The sequence below is a fragment of the Roseobacter sp. OBYS 0001 genome (assembly GCF_019654895.1).
In the GTDB taxonomy this organism is placed as follows: Bacteria; Pseudomonadota; Alphaproteobacteria; order Rhodobacterales; family Rhodobacteraceae; genus Roseobacter; species Roseobacter litoralis.
The window spans coordinates 81,296-105,144 of record NZ_BPES01000014.1; the positions used below are offsets into that span (position 1 = coordinate 81,296).

Here is a 23,849-nt window from a genome sequence, read left to right on the forward strand (position 1 = left end):
GTTTTGTTCCTCGGCGCGGCAATGGTTATGACGGGACTGGCTGTCGAGACGTTGAAACGCGCAAGCCGCGCCAAACCCAACCCAAACCGCATCGACCTGCCCGCCAATTTCCACGTCTCGCGCGAGGCCACGGCAAAAAGACCATTGGCACGCGCGCGCACCGCGTTCCGTGTTTTCCGGGATCAGATCAGCATCATGGCACCGCTTTGCTTGTTAAATACGCAAGGATCCGGCAAAAAGGCGTCGAGATTTATTCCTGACTAAATCTATCAGAATGGGTTGCGTTTCTGATGCGTTGCTGTAATTGAGTAAAACAGTAGGGATTAAACCGGGAGTTTCCAATGACCACCAAGACTTCACTTTTTGCCTTGGCGATCGCCATGACCGCGACGGGCGCGATCGCTGAAGGCGAGCTCAATCTGTATTCGTCACGTCACTATGACACCGACGAACGCCTCTATTCGGAGTTCACCGATGCAACGGGCATCACCATCAACCGCATTGAGGGCAAAGCCGACGAACTCATCGCCAGAATGGAGGCCGAGGGTTCGAATTCGCCGGTCGATGTGTTTCTCACGGTAGACACCGTGCGCATCACGCGCGCGAAAGATCTGGGCCTGCTGCAGTCCGTTGACAGCGACATCCTCGAAGCAAAGGTGCCTGCCTATCTGCAGGATGATGACAACCAGTGGTTTGCATTCTCGCAGCGCGCGCGCATCCTGTTTTACGACAAGAACGACGTAGAAAACCCGCCTGCAACCTATCAGGATCTGGCAAAGCCCGAATATGAGGGTCAGATCTGCATCCGGTCTTCGTCAAACGTATACACACAGAACATCGTCGCCGCCCTCGTGGCACACCTTGGTGAAGAGGCGACAGGCGAGTGGGCCAAAGCCGTTGTGGGCAACTTCGCGCGTGATCCACAAGGGGGCGATACCGACCAGTTGCGCGGTATCGTGTCGGGCGAATGCGACATTGCGATGTCCAACACCTATTACTTCTCGCGCGCGCTGCGCAAAGACGTCTCCGGCGTTTCAGATAGCGCGGATATGATCGGCTGGGTCTTTCCGAACCAGAACGATATTGGCGCGCACATGAATATTTCCGGTGGTGGTATTGCTGTGAATGCACCCAACAAGGACAATGCGGTTACATTCCTCGAATATCTCGCATCCGAACAGGCGCAGCAGTATTTCTCGGCTGGTAACGATGAATATCCCGCCGTTCCCGGTGTTGGTCTTGCGCCATCGGTTGCAGCCTTGGGTATATTCCGCGCCGATGCGATTGCCCTGTCTGACATTGCGGACAATATCGACGCCGCACAACGTATTCTGGCCGAAGCCGGCTGGGAATAAATCCAGCTCTGTCGAGCAGCAAGGCGCGCCCCTCGTGGCGCGCCTTTTCGTGTTTCAGGCCCGTGCCTTGCGCCACTCGCTGATCTGCGCACACAGGATGATGACCGGGATCAAACCGATGCCTGCGATCATCAGGCTGGGCACCGCCGCGCCCTCCAGACGCTCGTCTGAGGCAAGCCGAAAAGCGTGTACGGCCAAGGTGTCATAATTGAACGGACGCAGGATCAACGTTGCCGGCAGTTCCTTTACCGTATCCACGAACACAATCAGCATCGCGGTCAGGATACTCGGTCGCAGAACCGACAGGTGAATATCGCGCACCGTGCCCCAGGCGGAGCGGCCCAGAACCCGCGAGGCCGCATCCACATTCGGCGTGACCGTCGCAAGGCCGCTATCGTAGGCGCCAATCGCAGCTGCGAGAAAACGGATCATATAGGCCGCGATCATCAGCCAGATCGAGCCGGAGATCAAAAGACCGGTTGAGATGCCAAAAGACGCCTCCATCCGGGCGTCGAGCCAATTGTCGAAATTCGCAAAAGGCACCAGAAGGCCAATCGCAATGACACCCCCCGGCACGGCATATCCAAGCCGACCAATAAACAGAGAGGCCAGCGCACTGCGCCCCGGCGACACACGGTTGAACGTGCCCAGCAGGATCGCCGCGAAAACCGTCACGACGGCGGCGATACTTGCGAGCGTCAACGTGCTTTGGATAAAGCGCATGTATCGCGGGCTGAAAATGTCCTGCTCAGACCGCAACCCCATCAGGATCAGGGTAATCGTCGGCAAGATGACGCCCAGCAACACCGGCACCGCGCAGGCAAATTGTGCCGCAAAAGCGCGATAGCCCGTCAGGGCGAACCGCACGAAGGGTTCCTGTCGCCCCTTGGATGCATAGGCCGCAGCGCCACGGTTCATGTATTCCAGCATGGCAACAAGAAGCGCAAAGGCCAAAAGGCCAAGCGCCAACTGCGCGGCAGCCCCCCGATCCCCCAAGCCGAACCAACTGGTGTAGATACCGGTCGCGAAAGTCTGGACGCTGAAATGCGCCACGGTGCCGAAATCAGCAATCGTCTCCATCACCACCAGCAGGGTGCCCGCCGCGATGGCAGGCCGCGCCATAGGCAAGGACACCCGCAGAAACGCCCTGAGCGGGGAAGACCCAAGCGAACGGGCCGCATAGAATGGTGTTGCCGCCTGCATCCGGAACCCCGCCCGTGTCAGCAAATACACGTACGGGTACAGCACAAGCGTCAGCATCAGCGCGGCACCCCCCAATGATCTGATCTCGGGGAACCAATAGTCTCGCGGTCCCCACCCCGTCAGACTGCGCAGCGTCGTTTGCACGATGCCCGGATGATCAAGGATATCGGTATAGGCATAGGCCAGCACATAGGCGGGAAAGGCGAGCGGCACGACAAGCGCGATCTCAAAGAATCGCCTGCCCCGGAATTCGGACGTCACAACCAGCCATGCGGTTGTCGCCCCGATGACAATGCTGCCGATGGCCACAAGGACGACCAGCACAAGCGTCGTCCACGTGTAACGCCACAGGACTGTGTCCGCGAGTTGCCCCAGCGTGTCGAAAGAGCTGAATGCCGCGGCCGCGATAACCCCGACAATCGGCAAAAGGCAAATTGCCGCCACAAACAAGGCGATGCCCCTGATAATTTGCTTGTCCATTTTTCGAAGCCCGACCGCAGAATGTTTCGTTTCATGCCTGTGTAACGCGGAAGATTGCCAGTTTATAGGCCTGATTGTTTTTGTCGGGATTGACTATTCTGACTAAATCTATCAACAATAGTTTATTGAGTCTCAGCCACCCCGTTTCGGGCAGCCCGGACATCCTCACATCGCAGGAGAGACCTCATGGGCAAGAACCGCTTGGACCGACCAATGGAACCGAAAGAGCCTTTAGAAAAACCGTGCTGGAACGAAGTACTGGCCACCGTGCTTACAGATACTTTCCCGACCAATCAAAACATCGAATTCATTTTTGACCGGTTGGAGCGCGCATCATGAATGCCATGACCGATGTACCCAACCCGTCCGCAACCACCATCACACCGCAAATGGACACATATGATGCGCGCGAGCTGATCAAGAACGGCGTGCAGGCCTGTGTCGTGCTGGACGGTCAAACCTACTACATGCGCATCACGCGCGCCGGCAAATTGATTTTGACCAAATGATGCCGGAACTCAATGAACGCGGCGCAGCCACCGTTGCCGTCCTGAGCGACATGGACCCGTGGGAAGCCAACCTCGTTCTGAACCTGCGACTGTGGTGCGAAGGATCATCCGGACAGTCGCAGGTTTGGAACGAATACCGAAACGCTTTGCCCGGCGAACATGCGACCCATGAATGCCATGCGTTCGAGACCCTGGTGCGCACGATCGTCTCATCCGCACATCGCCCATTGGTGCGCCATCAGGTCGGGTGTTCCTGCGTCGGCGCGGATGAAGCGGTCTTTGTCAATCTGGTCCGAATGGCATCAGAGGGGCATCTGAACGATGCAGCGCTTGTGGCGACCCTGCTGATGGGGCCTGCTCGGGCTGAACATGTGGCGCTGCTTGCCGGGCAGGTCGGCACGTGCGCCCGCAAGATCGGACGACGACCACCACACTCCAAACCACAGGCGGCGCAGAACGTCGTCCGCCTGCATTAATCTGACTGAACAAGGGATAAAGCCAACAATGAAACGGATACTGACGACAACGCTGGGCAGCGCACTTTTAGCAACCACCCCTGCGCTTGCGGATAAAGCCGCGGTCCTAGACAATTACGCGGACATCGCGCTCGCGAAATACGAGGATAGCCTGACCACCGCGCAGGCCCTGCAATCGGCTGTCGCTACGCTGATCGCCACGCCGTCCGCCGAAGCCCTGCAGGCCGCTAAAGAGGCATGGATCAAAGCGCGTGTCCCGTATCAGCAGAGCGAAGTCTATCGTTTCGGCAATGCCATCGTCGATGACTGGGAAGGTAAGGTAAATGCCTGGCCCCTCGATGAAGGTCTGATTGATTATGTCGATGCTTCCTATGGCGGCGCCACGGATGAAAACGAATATGCGGTGTTGAACGTGATTGCCAATCCGTCCTTCACGCTTTCGGGCGAAACACTGGACGCAACAGAGATCACACCGGCCCTATTGGAAGGCGCGCTGCATGAGGCCGACGCGGTCGAATCAAATGTGGCGACCGGCTATCATGCCATTGAATTTCTTTTTTGGGGTCAGGACCTGAATGGCCACGGCCCCGGTGCAGGCAACCGTCCATGGACCGACTATGCGGTTGGCGACGCCTGCACGGGCGGGAACTGCGACCGCCGCGGTGATTATCTGTCGGCAGCGACCGAGCTGCTGGTGTCCGATCTGGACTGGATGGTCGCGCAATGGCAGGACGGCGGGGCAGCCCGCACCCAACTCACCGCAGACGAAAACGCCGGGATTTCCACAATCCTGACGGGGATGGGCTCGCTTTCTTACGGCGAACAGGCCGGGGAGCGGATGAAACTGGGCCTCATGCTGAACGACCCCGAAGAAGAGCACGATTGCTTTGCGGACAACACCCACAACAGCCATTTCTACGATGCGATGGGCATTCGGAATGTTTATCTGGGCAGCTACACGCGCATTGATGGCACGATCGTTTCCGGACCGTCCCTTTCGTCTCTGGTTGCCGCCGCAGACGCAGGTGTGGACACAGAACTGACGGCGAAACTCAACAAGACAATGCTTGAGATGTCGGAAATGAAAACCGCTGCCGAGGCTGGCTTTGCCTATGACATGATGCTGGAACGCGGAAATGAGGCAGGCGAGGCCTTGATCATGGGTGCGGTGGATGCACTGGTAGATCAAACCCGGTCTATTGAACGCGCGGTGGTCGCTCTTGGTGTTGATCAGATCGAGTTTGAAGGGTCTGATAGCCTTGATGACCCAAACGCTGTTTTTCAGTAGGACAACTCTAAACCCAGCCATGACCGGGGGGCCGTTGCTGCCCGGTCACTTTCGCGAGGTATCTCATGAGTAAGACCCCAAGCCCCTGCATTGACGTCTGTAAATTCAAGCGCGAAGGTCACTGTATCGGATGTTCGATGACCAAAGCGCAGAAGTCACTGTTCAAGCAGCTCAAGCAAAACAAACACCGCGAGGCATTCGTTGAGATGCTTGTCGGCCAGCAATCGCTGTTGGGGAAATACAGGCACTGGAAGCCGAAATACTTGCGCAAGTGCCTCAAGAAAAAGGTCAAGCCGATCGCCGCAATAAGGGACGTGGCCTGACCTTTTTAAGTGCGATGATCGCCCGTCGGGGCGATACGCGTTGTTACCTGCGCGCCCGGCGCGTTACGCCAGATGCGCGCGCAGGAACCATGCGAATTTCTCATGCTCCTGACCACGAGCGATGCACAGATCTTCAGTCAGTGTGTCGCCATGTTCGGCAGCAATGGCCCCGGCACCAGCGAGCGTGGCGGCCAGTGTTTCCTGCGCCTCCTGCATCACCTTGATCATCTCTTTGTCAGAGGCTTTGCCTTCGAACTCTTTGACTTTCGAGCGTTTGATCATACCCGCCAATGTGCCTTCAGCATGGGCATCCAACGCCTTGATACGCTCTGCAAGATCGTCCTGCGCGATGAAATGGTCTTCGTACATCTTCTGAAACAGATCATGCAGCGGGCCAAAGGCCATCCCTGTCACGTTCCAGTGAAAATTCTGAGCGAGCATCGTCGCCACGGCGGTCTCGGCTACGGATTGGTTCAGCGCTTCGGCTATGGCGGTACGTGCATCGGTGGCTAGCGCAACGGCGGTCTGGGTCATCCCTTGTTCCTTTTTTGATGATTGATTTGCTGGCTGGCATTTTGCGTGGCTTGCTGCGCTATAATTTAGGCAAGCTCGACGCAAAGGCAAGGGCTTTTTAGAATAATTCTAAAAACGGGAAAACCGACCTGTGATCCAGTGAACCAGAAAGGTGATCAACCTGCGGTGCTCTCGCGCGACCCGTGACTGAACAAGGAAATGAACGCTGGCGCGATCCTGCCGCGCACTGGCAAGGCACAACTGCAACAGCCAGCTTTCGTCAAATGTCATTTCCGAGACACCGGGTGCATAAAGCCGCGCGGGCTTGCCGAGCGCTTCGTTCAGGCAGCGCATCAACGCTTCGGCATGGGCCTGTTGCGTTTTGTCATGTTCCGTATGCAACAGCGCGCAAGCCTCAAACAAATCCGTATGCGGTTTTGCACGACAGTTCATCGCAACAAACCGCAGATAGTTCAAAAACCCCAACGCCTCGGGCTCCAGCTTTTGTTCAGGGGCAGCATTCGCCCACTTTTCAGAGTGTAAAGGCAACACTTCGCGGGAAACTCCTTGGATCGGGATGAGAATCTACTCGCATTTCATAATTCCTGAGTATAATGATAGGGAATGCAGTATTACACAAGCCTAACTCTGACTCTTTTACTTTGCTTTGCGTCATCTCAGGTTGATGCAGATCAAGTTCTGCATGATTTACACCTGCCGATCACACCGCGAACGACCCAGGAAACGGCCCGAATTGCCGAAATCACGCAACCCACAACCGATTTCACGGCCCCCGAACAATTCGAAACGAATCAAGCCGGTGCAGCCACCGTACGTCCACGCGATACTTCGAATGCCTTCAGCCAGCCGTCCGGCAACATCAGTTTTGAAAAGGAACTTGATTTCAAGGTCGGCAACGGGTTGTTCAAAAAGCTCTGGGTGTCTTCGCCCTCCTCGACATTGGCCTCAGATGGATTGGGACCGCTCTATAATGCCCGGTCGTGCCAGCGCTGCCACCTGAAAGACGGGCGCGGCCACCCGCCCGAGGGCCCGACAGACAACGCCGTGTCCATGCTGCTGCGCGTCTCGATCTCCGGCGGAACACCGCCAGAGGCGATTTCGGACTATCTGGCGACACAGCCTGACCCGAACTATGGCGAGCAGATTCAGGATTTTTCCGTCGCCGGGCACGCCAGTGAAGGCCAGATCAGCATTACTTATACCGAGACTGAGATTGCCCTTTCCGATGGGGAAACCGCGCGCCTGCGTGCGCCCTCATACACCATCACGGAACCGGGCTATGGCCCGTTGCATCCGGATATCATGGTGTCCCCTCGCATAGCGCCGCAGATGATCGGGTTGGGGCTGCTGGATGCGATACCAGCGGCCGATATTCTCGCCCTTGCCGACCCGGACGACGCAGATGGTGATGGCATTTCTGGCCGCGCACAAATCGTCATGTCGCGCGCGCATGGCGTGCCGATGCTGGGGCGGTTCGGGCTCAAGGCGGGTCAGCCCTCTGTGCGCGAGCAATCTGCGGCGGCGTTCCTCGGTGATATCGGTATCTCCTCAACGCTCTTTCCGGACGGGCACGGCGAATGCACGAATGCGCAGGACGCTTGCCGCGCGGCCCCAAATGGCAACACGTCAGCGCATGACAATGCAGAAATCAGCGACGAAGGCTTGGCGCTTGTTACCTTCTACGCCTCGAACCTTGGCGTTCCCGCACGCCGAAACGTGGACGACCCCGATGTTCTGCGCGGCAAACAGGTATTCTATGACACGGGCTGCACCGCCTGCCACACGCCTAAATTCGTCACGCATCGCATCGAAAGCCAGCCCGAACAGAGTTTTCAGCTGATCTGGCCCTATACGGATATGTTACTGCATGACATGGGTCCCGATCTTGCGGACAATCGCCCCGAAGCACGCGCAACCGGGCGTGAATGGCGCACCCCGCCGCTTTGGGGGATTGGCCTGACCGAAACAGTTTCCGGCCACACCTATTTCCTGCATGACGGTCGCGCGCGGTCCCTGCTGGAGGCCGTGCTCTGGCATGGTGGTGAAGCCGAAACGCACAAACAGCAGGTCATCGACATGCCGTCAGCCGACCGCGCCGCCCTGATCAAATTTCTGGAAAGTCTGTAACTCATGCGTCTGGCTCTCATTTTTACCCTTATTGCCGCGCCTGCTGTTGCCGACGTCAGCAGCGCAATTTCTGATCACATCCTGCCCGGTCACGCCCGGCTTGTCGAAGCGACAGAGGATCTGTCGACCATGGCACTGGCAGATTGCACAGCGGATGCGGTGCGGCCCGCGTTTGCGACGGCCTATGATGCTTGGGTGTCCATCGCCCATATCCAGTTTGGCCCCATAGAGGATCAAAACACGGCGCTCGCCATGGCGTTCTGGCCGGACCCGAAAGACCGCACTGGCAAAGCGCTGACCCGGTTGTTCGCGGCGCAGGATGGCATCGTTGATGATGCCGCGCACTTCAACGAGGTCTCAGTTGCGGCGCAGGGGTTCACAGCACTTGAACGTCTGCTCTTTGAACCACAGGATGATCCGGCCTATGCCTGCCGTCTGACGCGGGCAATCGCCACGGGCCTTGCGCAGAAATCCGAGAACCTTAATCAGGCATGGCCCGCCTATGCCAAGCTGATGGTATCTGCCGGGGCCGACGGAAACGCCCGCTTTCAATCCCCGCAAGAAGCACAGCGCGCACTATATACTGCGCTTTCAACCGGGCTGGAATTCTTGCATGATCAACGACTTGGGCGGCCTTTGGGCACTTTTGACCGGCCCCGCCCCCTGCGCGCCGAAGCGCGTCGTTCTGAACGCTCCGTGCGCCACATCATCCTGTCGCTGACCGCGCTCGAAGACCTCGCCATGCATGTGGGTGCGGCGGACCTTGCGCAAACCCGCACCGCATTTGCACAGGCGCGCAGCCGCGCCAATGCGCTTGATGACCCAGCCCTTGCAGGCGTGGCAGATCCCGCATCCCGGTTCCGTATTGAAGCCCTTCAACAATCCGTACGCACCCTTCAGGTCGCCGTGATTGAAGAAATCGGAACGCCCTTGGGTATCTCGGCCGGGTTCAACGCGCTGGACGGGGATTGAACATGACATCGCGCCGTCAATTCATGGCAGGTATGGCGCTTGCCTCCGTCGCGCCGTCACTGACATGGGCAGCGGTGGGTAATCCCGTTGCGATAACCGCCGCCATGGCCACCGACGGCACTTTCCTGATCGTCGGTTTGACCGCTGCGGGCGAAATTGCATTCAGACAACCGCTGCCCGCGCGCGGACATGCTGCTGCCGCACATCCCCATCTGGCGGAGGCCGTCGCAATCGCCCGCAGGCCAGGCACCTTTGCCAAGGTAGTCGATTGCGCAACCGGCGACATGCGCCAGACGATTGCCGCGCCCACAAACCACCATTTCTACGGTCACGCCGCATTCTCTCCCGACGGTGAGATGCTGTTTACCACCGAACAAGACATCGTTTCAGGTCAAGGGCGCATTGGCGTCTGGGCGCGCGCCGGGAGATACAAACGTGTCGACGAATTCGCATCGGGCGGGATTGGGCCGCATGAAATTCTGACACTCCCATCAGGCAACCTTGCCGTTGCCAATGGTGGCATCCGCACACACCCGGACACAGGTCGCGAAAAACTGAATCTCGACACAATGCAGCCCAACCTGAGCATATTTTCACCATCGGGTGGGTTGATCGACGTCGCGACAGTGCCCGCAGCCATCCATCAGAACTCACTGCGCCACATCGCAGCGACGGCGGATGGAACAATCGTTTGCGGGTTTCAATGGCAAGGTGATCCATTTGCAGCACCCCCTCTTGTCGCCTTTCACAAAGGGTCGGGAGAGCTTGTGCCTGCGCAGTTCAGCGATGGCGCCGCGCATGGGCTCGATGGTTACATCGGCAGCGTCTGCACCCTTGGTCAGGGTGGTTTTGCCGCATCGGCACCCCGCGGTGGATGCGTTCTGACCTTCGATGAAACAGGCGCGCAGATGGCCACACACCGCGCGACAGATGTCTGTGGTGTCACCAGCTTTCCGCAAGGCGGCAGCCTTGCCACCGACGGGTTTGGGAATGTGTTCGACCTCGAAATGAACGAACTTAGGGTAAAAAACACCCACGGACTGGCCTTTGACAACCACCTGGTTTCGCTCTCCTAAAGTTTTTCGAGTTCAACTTGAGGCATTGAATATCACTTTTCGCGTTCGACCGCAGGAAGAGGCAGCGAACAAGTGATCCAAGATCAACTCGAAACGCTTTAGCAAGGGGCGTTATTGCAAAAGCCGCGCCCCGCTTGGTGACGCCTCCAGCGTCAGAACGCGATCCGCCAGACGCTCTGCCTCGCGGGCGTCGTGGGTGACAAAAACCGTCGCCGGTTTATGCGTGGCAATCAGTGTTTCGGTCAGGCGCAACATGCTCTCGGCAGTTTTCTGATCAAGCGAGACAAAAGGTTCATCCATGATCAACACATCCGGCGCGCCCGCGAAGGCACGGGCCAACGATAATCTGCGCTGTTGGCCCAGCGACAATTGCCCGGGGAACAGCGTGTCTTTGCCCTCAAGGCCGACCCGTTCGAGGCTGGCGCGGCCATCTTCAACGCTGAGGTCTGGATGCAGGATCAAGAGGTTATCCAGGACCGAACGCCACAGCAGCAAAGTCGGTTCCTGAAATACAATGGCCTGCGACAAAGAGCTTTTGATCGTCCCATCGAATTTCTGATCAATCCCCGCCAAAATACGCAGCAAGGTCGATTTGCCGATCCCGGAGGGGCCCACCAGCGCCAGCGTTTCACCACGAGCAACATCAAAGTCGATCTGACCCAGAACGGGTTTGTCCTCATAGACTTTGGATTTGATGCTGACGCTGATCATGCGCTGCGCCACCGCGCCACATGACGCTCGAACGGTTGCAGGAAAATCCACTCCACCAGCAGCATCACGGTGATAAAGGAGAACGCATAGACCAGCACCATGGCAACATCGAAGAGTTGGAAATACAGATGGATCTGGAACCCGACGCCCGACGATCGACCGAGGAATTCGACGACCAGAACGATCTTCCAGATCACCGCAAGACCGGAGCGCGAGGCGGCAACGACAAAAGGGGCAAGCTGCGGAAAGACGACGTGGCGCATGCGGGTCCACCACGACATCCGATAGACTTTGCTGAGTGCATCAAGATCCGGGTCGAGCGCGCGTGCACCTTCGCGGATGACAACGGCCACATTGGGCACTTTGTTCAACGTGACAGCCGTGATGGCCGCCGCCTCTGTCAGGCCGATCCACAGATAGCACAGCACAATCAGAACAAGCGCGGGCAGGTTCAGGAAAACGACAAGCCACGGATCAAGCCAGCGGTTCACAGCGACCGACCGCCCCATGATCAGACCGAGGATCGTACCAAGCGACATCGCCAGCGCAAAAGCCCAGATAACCCGCACGATCGTCGCGCCCAGATGCGTCCACAACTCGCCCGAGGCCAATTCCTGACGCAGAGGCGGCAGCAATTGCCACGGCGTTGGCAGGATTTGCGCATCCTGTGTCAGCATCGCGGCGACCACCCACATGCCCAGTAACCCGGCCAGTGACAGAAAAGGAGTGAGCCGCGCGCTGTGCATCACCGCGCTATTTGACGTCTGCGAACAGGCCGGGTGGCATCGCGGTCATCGGGCCGACAAGCTCCGGACCGCCTAGGTCTTTCATCAGCGCCAGCATCTTTTCGGCGGTCTGCCCGTTGACCGGACCGCGTTCCGGAATGCCCGCGATCCAATCAGCCTTGAGTTGTTCGAATTCGGCATCCGTGCTGGCGTTCATCCGGGGGCGCACAGCCTCCCATGCCGCATCAGACGTGGCCAGCATATCCTTGGCCGCGCGCGTCGCTTCAAAGAAAGATTGCGCAATATCGGGGTTTTCGGCGAGGAAACTTTCCTTGACATAATAGCCCAACAGGGGCGTATCGGTATCCAACCCCAAAGCGGCCCCCGCCTTCTGAACCGAGATCAGCTCTCTCATGCCCGCCGATTTGCCCTTGGCCAGAAAGTGCCAGAAATTGATCGCCCCGGCAAAGTCATCATTGAGCGCGGATTTAAAAATCAGGGGCGGCGCGCCGAAAACCTGTTCCGTCTCAGCCTTCAGATCAAAGCCATATTGCTGTTGCGCATAGGCCTGCAGGATCAGCCATGATTTGTCCAATGGCCCCCCGGCAATGCCGATTTTGCCGCCTTGCAGGTCCTGCAGCGTTTCAGCCGTACTTGTGTCAGGCACAATCAGGCCGCCCACGGCCTTGGAATAGGGGATAAAGACATAATCCTTGCCCGCTGCCCGTTGCCGTGCGACCCAAATCCAATCGGCGACAGCCATATCCGCCTCGCCGCCTTCAACCGCAATGCGCGTGGCACCATTGTCCGCAAAGGGCTGAACCTCCAGCACAAACCCGTTTATGCGGTCAAGTTGGTTGTCGCTGATTGTCGCCAACTCCCAATTGACCGTCCCGATTTTCAATACTGCGGCGCGCAGGGTGGGCAGGTCCTCGGCCAGTACCTGCCCGGTAAAACCGAAAAGGGCGCAGGCAAGCGCCCCAATCAGGCGAAACCTATTCCGCACGGCGACCGGTTTCGTTGAGGTCCTTGTCCAACGTAATGTCAAACTGATCGCCCCCCTTGCAGATCACATCGTCAAGCTCGTAGCCATCGTCTTCGACTTCGATGTCAGCCGGGTCCATCTGGCATTCCATGGCTGCCAGCATCGCTTCGATTTTCTCGACGGTCGCGGCATCCGGCCCCTCACTGGCAAATGCCGGTGCGCTGATCAGGACTGCGGCGGTCAATGCAAAAAGCTTTTTCATGTCAGGTCTCCTCAGGGTTATTGAATAGAAAATGTGACGGACTGCGCATCACCGGTCGAGCCGGGGATACGCACGACATGACGGCCGGGTTTGATGGCGATAAAGGACAGTTCCACAACGCCCGCCTTGTCAAACTCGATACTGTCGATGGCCATGGGCCGGATTTCGATACTGTTGATGACGATCTCGTTCATCCAGATGGAGCGAAAGAACGACGCCCCCTCGATGGCCAGTTCGGCAGAGCCATCCGCCGTGATCTGCAGTTTGTAGTAAGCGCCTGATTCCAGCGTGACATCCTCACCGAGCGGCTGGCCGGAGGCCAGTGTCAGCTCGATCGTTTCGCCCCGGTTACAGGCGGCAAGCAGCCCCGCAAAGCCCAGATCATCGCAGAGCGGTGCAGCGACAACCGGGCTGCTCATCATTGCCACGGCTGCGGCACACAGTAGTTTTTTCATCGTTTCTCTCCCTCGAAATTTCTGTTGACCATCACTCAATGGTCACGACGCCCCATGGCTGTTGGCCCACCTGAATGGATTTTATCGCTTTTTCGCTGGCCACATCGATCACCGTGACATCGTTGGAATTGCCATTGGTGCTGATGAGGTACTTCTCATCTGGTGTGAAAGACAGCTGCCAGACCCGCTGCCCGACGAGGATGTAATCAAGCACCTCAAGGCTTTGCGCATCGACAACCGCCACACGGTTCGCAGGACCCAAGGCCACGAAGAGGCGCTTGCCATCCGATGTCACCTTTGCCCCAACGGGTTGCAGCCATTCCGGCTGAACCCCTGCGACCTCGAAAGTGATCTTGCCGATGACCGTGGGTGCCCCATCCTCTGCGATATCCATCGCCGTCACCGTGCCCCCGATCTCAGAGGTCACGAACAGACGCGTGCCATCTGCGGTATAGGTCGCATAACGCGGGCGCTGATCGACCAGCACGTTGTGCTTGATCTTGTAGTCTTCGGTCGAAATGAAATGCGCCATGTTGGTCGTCTCGGAGGTATTGACCACGAATTTTGCATCCGGGCTCATCCCCATGCCTTCAGGTTCCACCCCGACGGGGACTTCGGCCAGAACAGTGCGCGTTCTCGTATCCGTCACGGTCACCAGATTGTCGTCCTCATTGGCGATGAAAAGCCGCTCGCCATTGGGTTCAAGGATGAACAATTCCGGGTCGGGTCCGGACGGCAAGCTGGGCAGTTCCTCGTACGTGGTTGAATCGAAGACCCGCACCAGATTGTCATCAGAGGCACAGACATAGATGATCTTGCCATCCGGGCTTGCCGTGATGCCGCGGGGTCGGTTGCCTGCAAAAAACTCGGTCTCGACCTCCCAGGTTTCCGTATTGAGGACAGTGATCGTATTACCACGCTCGTTTGAGATAAACGCTTTGCCCGCGAGGGCCGGGGCTGCCATCAGGGCCAGAAAGGCCGTGGAAAGGACCAGAGATTTCATGGGTGTCTCCTATTATTCAAAAGCGGTGCATTGAGATTCAGGGCGATCAAGGCCCATGGTGTCGAGCGGCGAGCTTTGGTGCAAAAACCCTTCTTGTGGGCTGACGCTGACCGTGATGGTTCCATCATAAAGCAAAATGGGCTGGCGCAGCTGTCCGTTCCAATCGCGAAACGTGACCCGCTGGCCCTTGAAAGCCGCAAGTTCGAATTCGTCGGATTTGGCATAGTCGCGCACGCCATCGGGTTCGGCCGTATTGGCACGGGTCACCGCCTCGCCGATCACGCGCAATGCCAGCCAGACATTGTAGTCCTCGGGTTTGACATAGCGCCCGGTCAGTTCCTCAAAGCGGGTTTGAAACTGTGTTGCGCCATAGGCTTCATGCGCGCCGTGGAATGTTGTCGGCACAAGCCCGCCTGACCCCATGACCGGGCGCGGCGTCCAGAGATGATAGCTCAGGAAACGCGCGAAATAATCAGACATGTCAGCCGCAATCACCACATCATGATCTTCCGCATCCTGTGTGAAAGCGGGCAATTGACGTTGCACCATAACGTGGCCTGAGTCCGTGCGGCGCGACCCGCCGGTATCCTCAAAGGTGCGATCCTCAACGATTTTGGCGCCAAACTTGCGCGCTGAGGTGCGGAATGCATCGGCAAACTGCACATCCGACGGGTTGGACCCGGCGATCAGGAACCAATCTGTCCAGCGTTTCCAAACGGCGAACTGCGCCACCGCATCCGCCATCATCGCGTAAGACGGTGCCGTGTGCAGCAGATTGCCCCGACATTCGGTATCGCGCAGCGCTGTGTCAGCAGCACGGGCGTTAAAGACCAACGCCCCCGCCTCGGCGGCCTTGTCTGTCAGACGCAACAAATCGTCCTTGCGCGCCTGCACCACGATGAGCCTGATGCCCTCCGCCAGTATTCTTTCAAGGGCGGCATCGGCTTCCTCCGGAGTGGCAGCAACCTGTGTCGTTTCATAGGTATGACCCAGAAATCCGCCGGTTGTGCCATTGTCCTCATCCGCCAGCGCAGCCCCGGCGAACCCCAGATCATCAGGTCGCAGATCATAGCGGCTGATGGGCAGCAGCGTCGGGTAATCAATGCGCAGAACGGCTGCTTTGACATCAATCGCCTGCGCCGTGCTGACCGACATGAAAAACGCAAGAGCCGCCAAAAGCGACATGTGCAATCGTGGCACCAGAACCTCCCTTGCCCGCTTGTTATCCGGGCCTCCCTTTGTTCCCGGCCTATCGCACGGCGTGAACCGATACTTTTGGCCGGGTTGTGATAAAGAGCCTAGCAGTCGCACCATAAAGCACGACTCTTATTTTTTAAGAATGTGCCTATGCGACTGATAATTCTTGCTCTTCTGGCGGCCACCGGTGCTCAGGCACAGGAAAAAGTGGCGTTCTTTGGGCTGACCCTGCTGGATACATCGTTGCAGATGAACACGTCCGACACCAACCCTGACGAACTGGCGCGGATCGCCACGCTTGAGGCCATGGTGGCCGACCGATTTACCCAAGAAGGCTACGTGCTCGTCGATATAGAACCCGCACGCGATCAGATCGACCGGGTCGCCAATGTGGCCAAATGCTATGGATGCGACACCCGCATCGCGGCGGACCTTGGCGCGGATTATTCGCTGGTCGGGGAGGTTCAGAAAGTCTCGGACCTCATCCTGGCCATGAACCTGCAACTGCGTGATGCCGACACCGGTGAGATGGTGAAAGGTGGTGTGGTCGATATCAGAGGCAACACCGATGACAGCTGGCAGCGCGGTATGCGGTATATCCTGAAGAACCGATTTTTTGTAGCGGAGGAATGATGAAAAAACGAAGTTTTATGGCGATGGCTCTGGCGGCTACGCTGGTGCCGGGAGTGGCGCTTGCGCATGGTCCAACCCGTCAGAAGATCACATTGACCACTGAGGTGGCCGCCGAACCGGCAGAGGTCTGGGCACGGATTGGTGATTTTCAGGACATGTCGTGGCATCCGGCAGTGCACAGCAGCACAGGCGAGAATGGCAACGAGATAGATGCCACCCGCGTATTGTCGCTCGGGGCCGCCGACGGGCCCACGATTTCTGAAATCCTGTATAAATACAGCGCTGAGAAAATGAGCTACTCGTACCGCATCACCGATGTTCTGGTCGAGGTGTTGCCCGTCACCAATTATTCATCCCACCTGACGGTCAAAGCCCGCGACGGGGGCGGATCGTTGATTGAATGGCGCGGCGCATTTTACCGAGGCTATCCCAACAATGACCCGCCCGAGGACCTGAACGATGAGGCGGCCATTGCCGCTGTCTCAGCCGTCTATCAGGCTGGGTTGGACGCATTGACGACGGCCTTCGGTGCGCCTGACTCGTGAGCTGACCCTCGTTTTGATGCTTGTCGCGACCCCGGTTGCGGCAAGTGATCTTGCCTATGTCACGTGCCAGAACGGGGACGCGCTGAGCGTTCTCGACCTGTCGAAAGGCGTGCAGCAACACCTCTGGACCGTGCCGGGTAAACCAGCCGGAGTGGCGGTGGGCACGAACTCCGCCTTTACGGTTGCCGCGGACAGCAAAACGGTCAGGCGACATGATCCGCTGACGGGCAAAGTCCTTGCGCAAGTCGTTCTGGATGGGGGTCCGATCGGTGTTGCCCATGACCCCCGGCGTAATCGGCTGTTCGTATCCGATTGGTATAACGCCCGCATCTGGGTGCTGGACGCAACGGACCTGACGCAGGTCGCGCAACTTAAAGTCGGCGCGGCCCCCGCCGGGTTGGCCCTGTCGGATGACGGGCGTTGGCTGGCCTCGGCGGACAGGGATGCGGATCAGGTTTCTGTCTTTGATGCTGAAACGCTTGATCTTTTGCACCGCGTGGATGTGGGCACCCGCCCCTTTGGCCTGCGCTTTGCACCGGATGGGCGGCTATTTGTAGGCAATGTGGGCAGTGATGACGTCAGCGTAATTAATGCCGCAAACGGCGAGATTATTGAAACGGTCGCGGTCGGTGCGCGCCCTTACGGCGTGGCTTTTGCCGAGGGTCGGGCATTCGTGACCAATCAATACGCCGACACACTCAGCGTCATCGACCTTGGCACGCTGAGTAATATCGCGACGCTCAATACAGGCGAATATCCCGAAGGGATTGACACCACCCCAGATGGTCGGCACGTCGTTGTTGCCAACTGGTTTGAAAATACAGTGACAGTATTCGACGCGGATGCACTTTCCGTGGTACAACACATCGAAACCTGTGACGGCCCCCGTGCATTCGGGACATTTATTCTGGGAGGAACTGAATGAAACGTATTGGATTGACAGCAGCGCTGATGTGCTGTGTGGCGCTCCCTGCGCTGGCAAGTAACGAAGCATGGGAAGCCGTAAAGGCCCAGCTTTATGGCGAACGCTTCATGCTTGATGGCGACGGCATCATCGCAATCGACGCCCCTTACAGAACTCCGGATGATGCCCGCACGGACCTCGCCGCGCAGATCAAGGCACCAGATGGTGCACAACTGGCAAAGGTGACGGTCGTTCTGGACGAAAACCCGATGCCCGTCTCTGCCATTTTTGACTTAGAAACCCCACAATCCGGCTTTTACTTTGACATCACGATGCGCGTAAACGGTCCAACTCCAATGCATGTGATCGCAGAGACGACGGACGGTCGGCTGTTCGTTTCAGAGACTTTTGTGAAAACCTCAGGCACTGGCGCTTGTGCAGCGCCGCCGGGTACCGATCCCGAACTCGCGCTGGCGTCTCTTGGTGAGATGAACATCGAAATAGCAGGCACATTGCCGGGTGTCGGTGGGGGCAAGCTAGAAAACCTCTCTGCGCGTCTTGGTCGGATGGACGTGGACATTTCGCATCCCTCACATTCCGGCATGCAAAGGGATCAGATCTCGCTGTTGTTCATCCCGATGCGTTACGTGGAAAATGTCGAAATTGACCTTGATGGCGCAGGCTACGTCGATCTGACTGGGTCGATCTCACTGTCAGAAAACCCACGCCTCGGTCTGGCTGTCCCGCAAAGCACGCGGTCCGTTGATGTCACGATGACAGATACGAATGGAACCGTGGCGCATCTGCGCAAGGACTTGCCGGGCTTCTGAATTACTGCGTTTGGGGCTGGCCGTCGCGGGGCTTGACCCGCTCCAGCGGATAGTCCCACAGGCCCCAGCCGTCAGTGCCCTCGGGGAACCAGTAAACGGATGTGTACCCCCACTCCAACGCACGGCGCGCGGCGTTCCAGCTCATCCAGCAGTCTTCCAGACAAAACAGAACGATGGGATGATCTGCATTGCCTTGCGTGGCCGCGTCGAGTGCGTCGCGAAAATAGGCTTCGGTCACATCGGCAATCGCACCATAGCCCACATTCGGCACCCAGATCGCACCGGGGATCGAGATGCGCGGTTTGTCCCGCCAGATGGTTCCCGCCGGCAGGTTCGCCGGTTTGGGCGGTTGCGGCATCACGTCAATGAAGGCCGCCTGCCCCGATACCCATAACGCATGCGCCTCTTCGGGTCCGACAACAGTACCGCCTTGCAGGGTTGCAGGTATGGGACTGCGATAGTGATCCATGCGATAGTCTGTCGGTTCGGGCACAGTTTGCGCCCCTGCTTGCTGCGACGCGAAAATTAATGTCGCTGCAAGCAAAGCTTTGATCAATTTGAAATCTCCATGACCTCAGTGCCAAGATCAGTCACCAGCGGCACACCGGCATCCGCCAGCAAACTGTTGATTTCATCCTGATTGCGGCGGATCAAGGAGTTCAGGTTGCGCTGCCACACCTTTTCGCCCAAACGCACGCCCATCGTGATCCGAAAAAACAGGCGCGGCGGCGTTTGCTCGCTGACAAGGGGGATCACTTTAAAATCGGGATAACTGGATTTGACCAAGGGGCCACCCAGCGGTCCCCACAGAATAGCGCCATCGATCTCACCTGCGCCGAGATCATCCAGCATGTCCACTGCCGGGCTCTCATGGCGGCGGTCCACCACCAGATTGTAAGCTTTGGCTTTCGCGATCAGACCATTGCGCGCAAGATGCGCCGACGGTGGCGTGCCCGCAATGATACCTAGTTTGCGGCCCTTCAGGACAGGGTCAGCAAGCGTTTTCACATCTGAAATCTCAGCATCCTTAGGGACGATCAGTGTGTAGACAGAGGTGAAATAGTGGTTTGTATTCAACACCAACTCATGGCCCTGCGCATATCCGATGATCAGATCACACTGTTTAGCGTTCAGAGTATTGCGCACAAAGCCCGTGGCCATTGGATACCAGGTGTATTGCACTGGCAGTTCGAGCTTGGCGCCGACAAACTCGGCCAGCTTGTTTTCAAACCCATCTTCATCACGCGACGACATGGGGTAATTTGCGGGGTCCGCGCAAACGCGTAAGGCGCTGCTAGAGACCAGATCAGACGTTTGTGCGCCTACAGACCCCGCAAGGCAGAACCCAAGGAGAAGGGTCACAACCAGGCGCTGGTATTTATCAGCCCATGCAGGCATTTTCGTCCTCGCGGATCATATCGGATTTAGCTTCCTTCTTGGCCGGACGTCCGCGCGGCACTGAATCTGTTCCACGCGCCTTCAGATAGACATATATGTCATCAAGGTAACACATGACATTCCGGTTTTCCCCAAAATGGGGCATGACGGAGTTTCCATTCTTACGGCCATTCACGACCACGTCGAAGAATCCTTCATAGCCAAGGTCAACGGCGGCATTTTTAACGGCGGGTGCATAGGTCGACCCTTCGCCATCCGGACCATGACAAACGTGGCATTCCGCGTGATAGCGGCGAAAACCGGAAAAGGTCAGCCAGTCCACTGTACCATCTTCGGCTATGTTGAAAGTCGGGATATCATCGGCGTTGAAGTATCGGCCGTCTTCATTGTAGGCCGCTTCATAGACTGCCGGATCCACTGGCTCCTCCGCCATGGCGGTCATTGGCAGACCTGCGGCAAGGCAAAGTGCAATAATGCAGTGTGTGGTTTTCATAAGATTTACCCGTGATCACTGGGCCAGCACATCGCTGTCACCCGTTGGTTTGATGAAGTGGCGCGACCTTGTGAAAGGCCGCGCCATTCGTTCATTTCAGGTCAAGCGACCTCTTAGTTAGGCAGGGCAAATACGGTCAGTTGCCCACCCAGCGCGGTATAGTCGCTCAGGGCTGCATAGCCGCCCACAGCACCCAGACCATCGTTCGGGTTTGTCAGACCAGCTGCCAGACCAATACCAGCCCAGCCACCGACACCGGATAGGATACCGATGTACTGACGGCCGTCGTGCTCATAGGACATGACGTTGCCAATGATGCCCGATGGCGTCTTGAAGCGGTATAGCTCCTCACCGGTTTCAGCGCTGACAGCTTTCAGATGACCTTCGAGCGTTCCGTAGAACACCACGTCACCCGCAGTTGCCAGAGCACCTGACCAGACCGAGAACTTCTCGGGGATTGACCATTTGATCTCACCATTGACGCCGTCCCAGGCGATGAAGTTACCCATGCCGCCATGGCTGTCAGGGGCAGGGTACATCGACAGGGTCGCACCGACATAGGGTTGACCTGCGGTATAGGACACGCGGAAGGGCTCATAGTCCATGCAGACGTGGTTCGTCGGCACATAGAACATTTCCGTTCTGGGCGAATAGGCGGAAGGCTGCTGGTCTTTAGTCCCAAGAGCCGCCGGGCAGATACCGGTGGAGTTCACGTCTTCACCGTTTTGCGCCGTGGAGTATTGAGCCACTACTGCCGGGCGCCCGTAGGTTTCCGAATCTGGGTCCATATCCACACCCGATGTCCAGTTAACAACTGGATCGAACTTTTCTGCGACGAGAAGCTCACCCGTCACACGGTCCATCGTATATCCCAGACCGTTGCGATCAAAGTGAGTAAGCAGTTTGCGCTCTTCACCGTCGATCATCTGTTCGGTCAGGATGTTCTCGTTCACACCGTCATAATCCCACTCATCGTGCGGGGTCATCTGGTAGAACCACTTGGCCACACCAGTGTCGATGTCACGTGCCATCAGTGTCATGGACCAGCGATTGTCACCCGGGCGCTGTGCGGGGTTCCATGTGGATGGGTTACCTGTGCCGTAGTAGAACAGGTTTTCATCCATATCCGCCGAGAACCAGCCCCATGTGGTGCCGCCGCCGATCATCCATTGATCGCCTTCCCAGGTGTTCGTACCGGAGTTCTCACCAACTGGCTTCCCAAGGTGGGTCGTGTTTTCCGGATCGACGAGTATGTCGCTGTCCGGCCCCATGGAATAGGCGCGCCAGACGAGTTCGCCGCTTGCCATATCATAGGCTGTCGTGTGACCGCGTACACCAAACTCACCGCCGGAGATCCCGACGATCACTTTGTCCTTTACCGGCAAAACCGTAGCTGTGTTGGTCTCACCGATGGACGGATCACCATTTACAACCGACCACTCCACGGCACCGGTTTCGGCGTTCAGTGCGACGACTGTCGTGTCCGCCTGGTGCAGGAAGATCTTGCCATCCGCATAGGCCACACCGCGATAGACAGTGTCACAGCACATCACCGGAATAACATCCGGATCCTGCTTTGGCTCATACTTCCAAAGGATTTTACCTTCGTTGGCCAGATCAAGCGCATAAACGATATTTGGGAACGGCGTATGCACATACATCGTGTCGCCAATCACCAGAGGCGAGCCTTCATGGCCGCGCAAGACACCCGTGGAGAATGTCCATGCCACCTGCAGATCACCGACGTTTTCAGTGTTGATCTGATCAAGCGCAGAGTAGCGTTGGTTTTTATAGTCACCCGTCTGAATGGCCCATTGTTTGGAATCACTCATCTGGGTCATTAGATCGTCATTTGCAAAAGCCATACTGGCCGCGCAAAGAGCGATCCCAGAAGTCAAAAGCGATAGCTTTCTCATCTAAAGTACCTCCCTAGAATGCGGCAGGATTGCCGCCAGATTGATACACCTGTCCATGAAACGGTCAGGGTACCGGGTTATCCCTGTGGAGTAGGTCTATCCCACACCACAAGAAATTCAGTGTCTTACGATCCTTCCGCAGGGAAAGACGCAAGATATGCAATTACGTTCATACGGTCTTCTTCCTTGCGCAATCCGGCAAAGGCCATCTTGGTGCCTTTTGCGTAGTTGCGTGGTTTTTCAAGAAAACCGGCAAGTTCCTCGGGTGTCCATGTTTTACCCTCAGAGGCCATCGCCATCAGCGTATCCGAATATTTAAAATCAGGCTTGCCCGCGACAGCGGCGTCAACAACGCCGTTCAGGGCGGGGCCGATCTTGTTCTCAGCCCCCTCACCAACGGCATGGCAGGCTTTGCACTTGCGAAACACCTTTTCACCTGCTGCTGCATCGCCCGTGATATGTCCATCCGCAAAGCCGGCGGCAGGCAGTGCCATCAGGCAGGCGACGGATAGAATTTTCTTCAGCATATAGTACCTTCCTTGGTTTCACCTTGGTCGAACAGTCAGTGTAGTCGCTCCGCGTGCCACGCGACATGATCCCGCGCGAAACTGTTCACGAAGAAATATGAATGGTCATAACCGCTCTGCATCCGGACCTGTCCGGGTTGACGCCGCCGGGCCATCATATCAGCGAGTGCTTCGGGTTTGAGCAGATCAAGAAACTGATCCGCAGCGCCCTGATCGACCAGCAAATCACCCTTCCAGCCGTGCTCTTCGAGCAAGAGCGTCGCATCATGATCCGCCCAGTTGCTTTCGTCATCCCCCAGATACGCGCTGAGTTGCTTACGACCCCAGTCGGACTGCGTCGGATTGGCAATGGGCGCAAAGGCAGAGAGGGAATCAAACAGGCCTGCGTTGCGGATGGCGATCGTGATCGCACCATGCCCGCCCATCGAATGGCCGGTGATGCCGTGCCTGTCCTGCACCGGCAGATTATCCACGATGATCGACCGCAATTCGCTCACGATATAATCATACATGCGATAGTTGGTCTTCCACGGGTCCCGCGTCGCATTGACGTAGAAACCCGCACCTTGGCCCAGATCATAGGCCTCATCATCACTTACGCCTTCGCCGCGCGGTGAGGTGTCGGGAAAGATGACCGCCAGACCGTTCTTGGCTGCATGTTCCTGAAAACCGCCCTTGGTCATCGCGTTTTCATGGGTGCAGGTCAGACCGCTGAGATACCACAAAACCGGGACGGGTCCGTCCTGCGCCTGAGGCGGCAGATAGGCCGCGAATGTCATCTCGCACCCGCATGTATTCGACGGGTGCTTGAAGACTTGCTGGCTGCCGCCAAAACTCCGGTTTTCTGATACCAACTCCATCCCTGTTCTCAAAACTCCACGACGGCTCTGATTGATTTGCCTTGGTGCATGAGGTCGAAGCC

30 protein-coding genes are annotated in these 23,849 nt (G+C 57.4%); 14 read left to right on the top strand and 16 right to left on the bottom strand.

Translation table 11 applies throughout. From position 1 onward, the window contains the following. Positions 1-27 precede the first annotated feature (27 nt). Positions 28-264 (top strand): hypothetical protein, encoded by a 237-nt coding sequence (locus K5Q35_RS19490; RefSeq protein ID WP_220801041.1) that lies wholly within the window; start codon positions 28-30, stop codon positions 262-264. 77 nt (positions 265-341) lie between these two features. Further along, positions 342-1,355: an extracellular solute-binding protein gene (locus K5Q35_RS19495; RefSeq protein WP_220801042.1), complete on the top strand. Its 1,014-nt coding sequence runs from the start codon at positions 342-344 to the stop codon at positions 1,353-1,355. 54 nt (positions 1,356-1,409) lie between these two features. Here K5Q35_RS19495 and K5Q35_RS19500 read toward each other — a convergent pair whose 3' ends face one another. Next, positions 1,410-3,038: an iron ABC transporter permease gene (locus K5Q35_RS19500; protein WP_220801043.1), complete on the bottom strand. Its 1,629-nt coding sequence runs from the start codon at positions 3,036-3,038 to the stop codon at positions 1,410-1,412. Between the two features lie 186 nt (positions 3,039-3,224). Between K5Q35_RS19500 and K5Q35_RS19505 the strand changes: the two genes are divergently transcribed. The 5 genes from K5Q35_RS19505 to K5Q35_RS19525 all read left to right on the top strand — a co-directional run bounded on the left by K5Q35_RS19505 (position 3,225) and on the right by K5Q35_RS19525 (position 5,634). Next, positions 3,225-3,377 (top strand): hypothetical protein, encoded by a 153-nt coding sequence (locus tag K5Q35_RS19505; RefSeq protein ID WP_158308170.1) that lies wholly within the window; start codon positions 3,225-3,227, stop codon positions 3,375-3,377. Further along, complete coding sequence (gene hemP, locus K5Q35_RS19510; protein WP_013963544.1) at positions 3,374-3,547, top strand: hemin uptake protein HemP; 174 nt, start codon at positions 3,374-3,376, stop codon at positions 3,545-3,547. The genes K5Q35_RS19505 and hemP overlap by 4 nt, the downstream gene beginning before the upstream one ends. Then, positions 3,547-4,023: a hypothetical protein gene (locus K5Q35_RS19515; protein WP_245538085.1), complete on the top strand. Its 477-nt coding sequence runs from the start codon at positions 3,547-3,549 to the stop codon at positions 4,021-4,023. Before hemP ends, K5Q35_RS19515 begins: the two co-directional genes overlap by 1 nt. Before the next feature lie 28 nt (positions 4,024-4,051). Beyond that, complete coding sequence (locus K5Q35_RS19520; protein WP_220801044.1) at positions 4,052-5,311, top strand: imelysin family protein; 1,260 nt, start codon at positions 4,052-4,054, stop codon at positions 5,309-5,311. 65 nt (positions 5,312-5,376) lie between these two features. Then, positions 5,377-5,634, top strand: coding sequence for a DUF1289 domain-containing protein (locus tag K5Q35_RS19525; protein ID WP_220801045.1), 258 nt, complete (start codon positions 5,377-5,379; stop codon positions 5,632-5,634). Positions 5,635-5,697: 63 nt separating this feature from the next. Here the strand turns inward: K5Q35_RS19525 and K5Q35_RS19530 are convergent, their stop codons facing one another. Both K5Q35_RS19530 and K5Q35_RS19535 read right to left on the bottom strand, forming a co-directional pair. Continuing rightward, the gene (locus K5Q35_RS19530; RefSeq protein ID WP_013963547.1) at positions 5,698-6,168 is read right to left on the bottom strand and encodes a Dps family protein; all 471 of its coding nucleotides are present in this window, start codon (positions 6,166-6,168) and stop codon (positions 5,698-5,700) included. Positions 6,169-6,276: 108 nt separating this feature from the next. Next, the gene (locus tag K5Q35_RS19535) at positions 6,277-6,699 is read right to left on the bottom strand and encodes a hypothetical protein (RefSeq protein ID WP_259650605.1); all 423 of its coding nucleotides are present in this window, start codon (positions 6,697-6,699) and stop codon (positions 6,277-6,279) included. Between the two features lie 72 nt (positions 6,700-6,771). Here K5Q35_RS19535 and K5Q35_RS19540 point away from each other — a divergent pair, with 72 nt between their 5' ends. From K5Q35_RS19540 to K5Q35_RS19550, 3 genes are read left to right on the top strand one after another with little or no spacing between them, the layout of a single operon-like run. Further along, positions 6,772-8,295, top strand: coding sequence for a di-heme oxidoredictase family protein (locus tag K5Q35_RS19540; RefSeq protein WP_220801046.1), 1,524 nt, complete (start codon positions 6,772-6,774; stop codon positions 8,293-8,295). Between the two features lie 3 nt (positions 8,296-8,298). Further along, positions 8,299-9,267, top strand: coding sequence for an imelysin family protein (locus K5Q35_RS19545; protein ID WP_220801047.1), 969 nt, complete (start codon positions 8,299-8,301; stop codon positions 9,265-9,267). A 2-nt stretch (positions 9,268-9,269) separates the two neighbouring features. Continuing rightward, positions 9,270-10,343 (top strand): DUF1513 domain-containing protein, encoded by a 1,074-nt coding sequence (locus K5Q35_RS19550; RefSeq protein ID WP_220801048.1) that lies wholly within the window; start codon positions 9,270-9,272, stop codon positions 10,341-10,343. A gap of 111 nt (positions 10,344-10,454) precedes the next feature. On the opposite strand, the gene K5Q35_RS19555 is transcribed toward K5Q35_RS19550, so the two are convergent. From K5Q35_RS19555 to K5Q35_RS19585, 7 genes are read right to left on the bottom strand one after another with little or no spacing between them, the layout of a single operon-like run. After that, the gene (locus K5Q35_RS19555) at positions 10,455-11,054 is read right to left on the bottom strand and encodes an ABC transporter ATP-binding protein (protein WP_220801049.1); all 600 of its coding nucleotides are present in this window, start codon (positions 11,052-11,054) and stop codon (positions 10,455-10,457) included. Next, positions 11,051-11,800 (bottom strand): ABC transporter permease, encoded by a 750-nt coding sequence (locus tag K5Q35_RS19560; protein WP_220801050.1) that lies wholly within the window; start codon positions 11,798-11,800, stop codon positions 11,051-11,053. The genes K5Q35_RS19555 and K5Q35_RS19560 overlap by 4 nt, the downstream gene beginning before the upstream one ends. Positions 11,801-11,807: 7 nt before the next feature. Beyond that, complete coding sequence (locus tag K5Q35_RS19565; protein ID WP_220801063.1) at positions 11,808-12,767, bottom strand: ABC transporter substrate-binding protein; 960 nt, start codon at positions 12,765-12,767, stop codon at positions 11,808-11,810. 7 nt (positions 12,768-12,774) lie between these two features. Continuing rightward, positions 12,775-13,026: a PepSY domain-containing protein gene (locus K5Q35_RS19570; RefSeq protein ID WP_220801051.1), complete on the bottom strand. Its 252-nt coding sequence runs from the start codon at positions 13,024-13,026 to the stop codon at positions 12,775-12,777. Between the two features lie 17 nt (positions 13,027-13,043). Continuing rightward, the gene (locus K5Q35_RS19575) at positions 13,044-13,481 is read right to left on the bottom strand and encodes a hypothetical protein (protein WP_013963556.1); all 438 of its coding nucleotides are present in this window, start codon (positions 13,479-13,481) and stop codon (positions 13,044-13,046) included. A gap of 31 nt (positions 13,482-13,512) precedes the next feature. Then, positions 13,513-14,484 (bottom strand): PQQ-dependent catabolism-associated beta-propeller protein, encoded by a 972-nt coding sequence (locus K5Q35_RS19580; RefSeq protein WP_220801052.1) that lies wholly within the window; start codon positions 14,482-14,484, stop codon positions 13,513-13,515. Between the two features lie 12 nt (positions 14,485-14,496). Continuing rightward, positions 14,497-15,669: an ABC transporter substrate-binding protein gene (locus tag K5Q35_RS19585; protein ID WP_220801064.1), complete on the bottom strand. Its 1,173-nt coding sequence runs from the start codon at positions 15,667-15,669 to the stop codon at positions 14,497-14,499. A 162-nt stretch (positions 15,670-15,831) separates the two neighbouring features. Here K5Q35_RS19585 and K5Q35_RS19590 point away from each other — a divergent pair, with 162 nt between their 5' ends. Genes K5Q35_RS19590 through K5Q35_RS19605 form a run of 4 tightly spaced genes read left to right on the top strand, consistent with a single transcriptional unit; the run spans position 15,832 to position 18,593 of the window. Then, complete coding sequence (locus tag K5Q35_RS19590; RefSeq protein WP_220801053.1) at positions 15,832-16,314, top strand: DUF3280 domain-containing protein; 483 nt, start codon at positions 15,832-15,834, stop codon at positions 16,312-16,314. Beyond that, entirely contained in the window at positions 16,314-16,859 is a 546-nt protein-coding gene (locus K5Q35_RS19595; protein ID WP_013963560.1) for an SRPBCC family protein, read from the top strand. Before K5Q35_RS19590 ends, K5Q35_RS19595 begins: the two co-directional genes overlap by 1 nt. Further along, entirely contained in the window at positions 16,843-17,784 is a 942-nt protein-coding gene (locus K5Q35_RS19600) for a YncE family protein (RefSeq protein ID WP_220801054.1), read from the top strand. The genes K5Q35_RS19595 and K5Q35_RS19600 overlap by 17 nt, the downstream gene beginning before the upstream one ends. Further along, a complete protein-coding gene (locus K5Q35_RS19605) occupies positions 17,781-18,593 on the top strand; it encodes a quinoprotein dehydrogenase-associated SoxYZ-like carrier (RefSeq protein ID WP_013963562.1) in 813 nt (270 codons plus the stop codon). Before K5Q35_RS19600 ends, K5Q35_RS19605 begins: the two co-directional genes overlap by 4 nt. 1 nt (position 18,594) lies before the next feature. On the opposite strand, the gene K5Q35_RS19610 is transcribed toward K5Q35_RS19605, so the two are convergent. The 6 genes from K5Q35_RS19610 to fghA form a co-directional block, all read right to left on the bottom strand. Beyond that, on the bottom strand, positions 18,595-19,149 hold the full coding sequence (locus tag K5Q35_RS19610) for a PQQ-dependent catabolism-associated CXXCW motif protein (RefSeq protein ID WP_220801055.1): 555 nt from the start codon (positions 19,147-19,149) through the stop codon (positions 18,595-18,597). Beyond that, positions 19,146-19,991: a substrate-binding domain-containing protein gene (locus K5Q35_RS19615; protein WP_220801056.1), complete on the bottom strand. Its 846-nt coding sequence runs from the start codon at positions 19,989-19,991 to the stop codon at positions 19,146-19,148. Before K5Q35_RS19615 ends, K5Q35_RS19610 begins: the two co-directional genes overlap by 4 nt. Beyond that, positions 19,975-20,484: a c-type cytochrome, methanol metabolism-related gene (locus K5Q35_RS19620; protein WP_220801057.1), complete on the bottom strand. Its 510-nt coding sequence runs from the start codon at positions 20,482-20,484 to the stop codon at positions 19,975-19,977. The genes K5Q35_RS19615 and K5Q35_RS19620 overlap by 17 nt, the downstream gene beginning before the upstream one ends. 113 nt (positions 20,485-20,597) lie before the next feature. After that, a complete protein-coding gene (gene xoxF5, locus K5Q35_RS19625) occupies positions 20,598-22,400 on the bottom strand; it encodes a lanthanide-dependent methanol dehydrogenase XoxF5 (protein ID WP_013963566.1) in 1,803 nt (600 codons plus the stop codon). A gap of 125 nt (positions 22,401-22,525) precedes the next feature. Beyond that, positions 22,526-22,927, bottom strand: a complete 402-nt coding sequence (locus K5Q35_RS19630; protein WP_013963567.1) for a cytochrome c family protein — start codon at positions 22,925-22,927, stop codon at positions 22,526-22,528. A gap of 35 nt (positions 22,928-22,962) precedes the next feature. Next, positions 22,963-23,787, bottom strand: coding sequence for an S-formylglutathione hydrolase (gene fghA, locus K5Q35_RS19635; RefSeq protein WP_013963568.1), 825 nt, complete (start codon positions 23,785-23,787; stop codon positions 22,963-22,965). Positions 23,788-23,849: the final 62 nt, after the last annotated feature.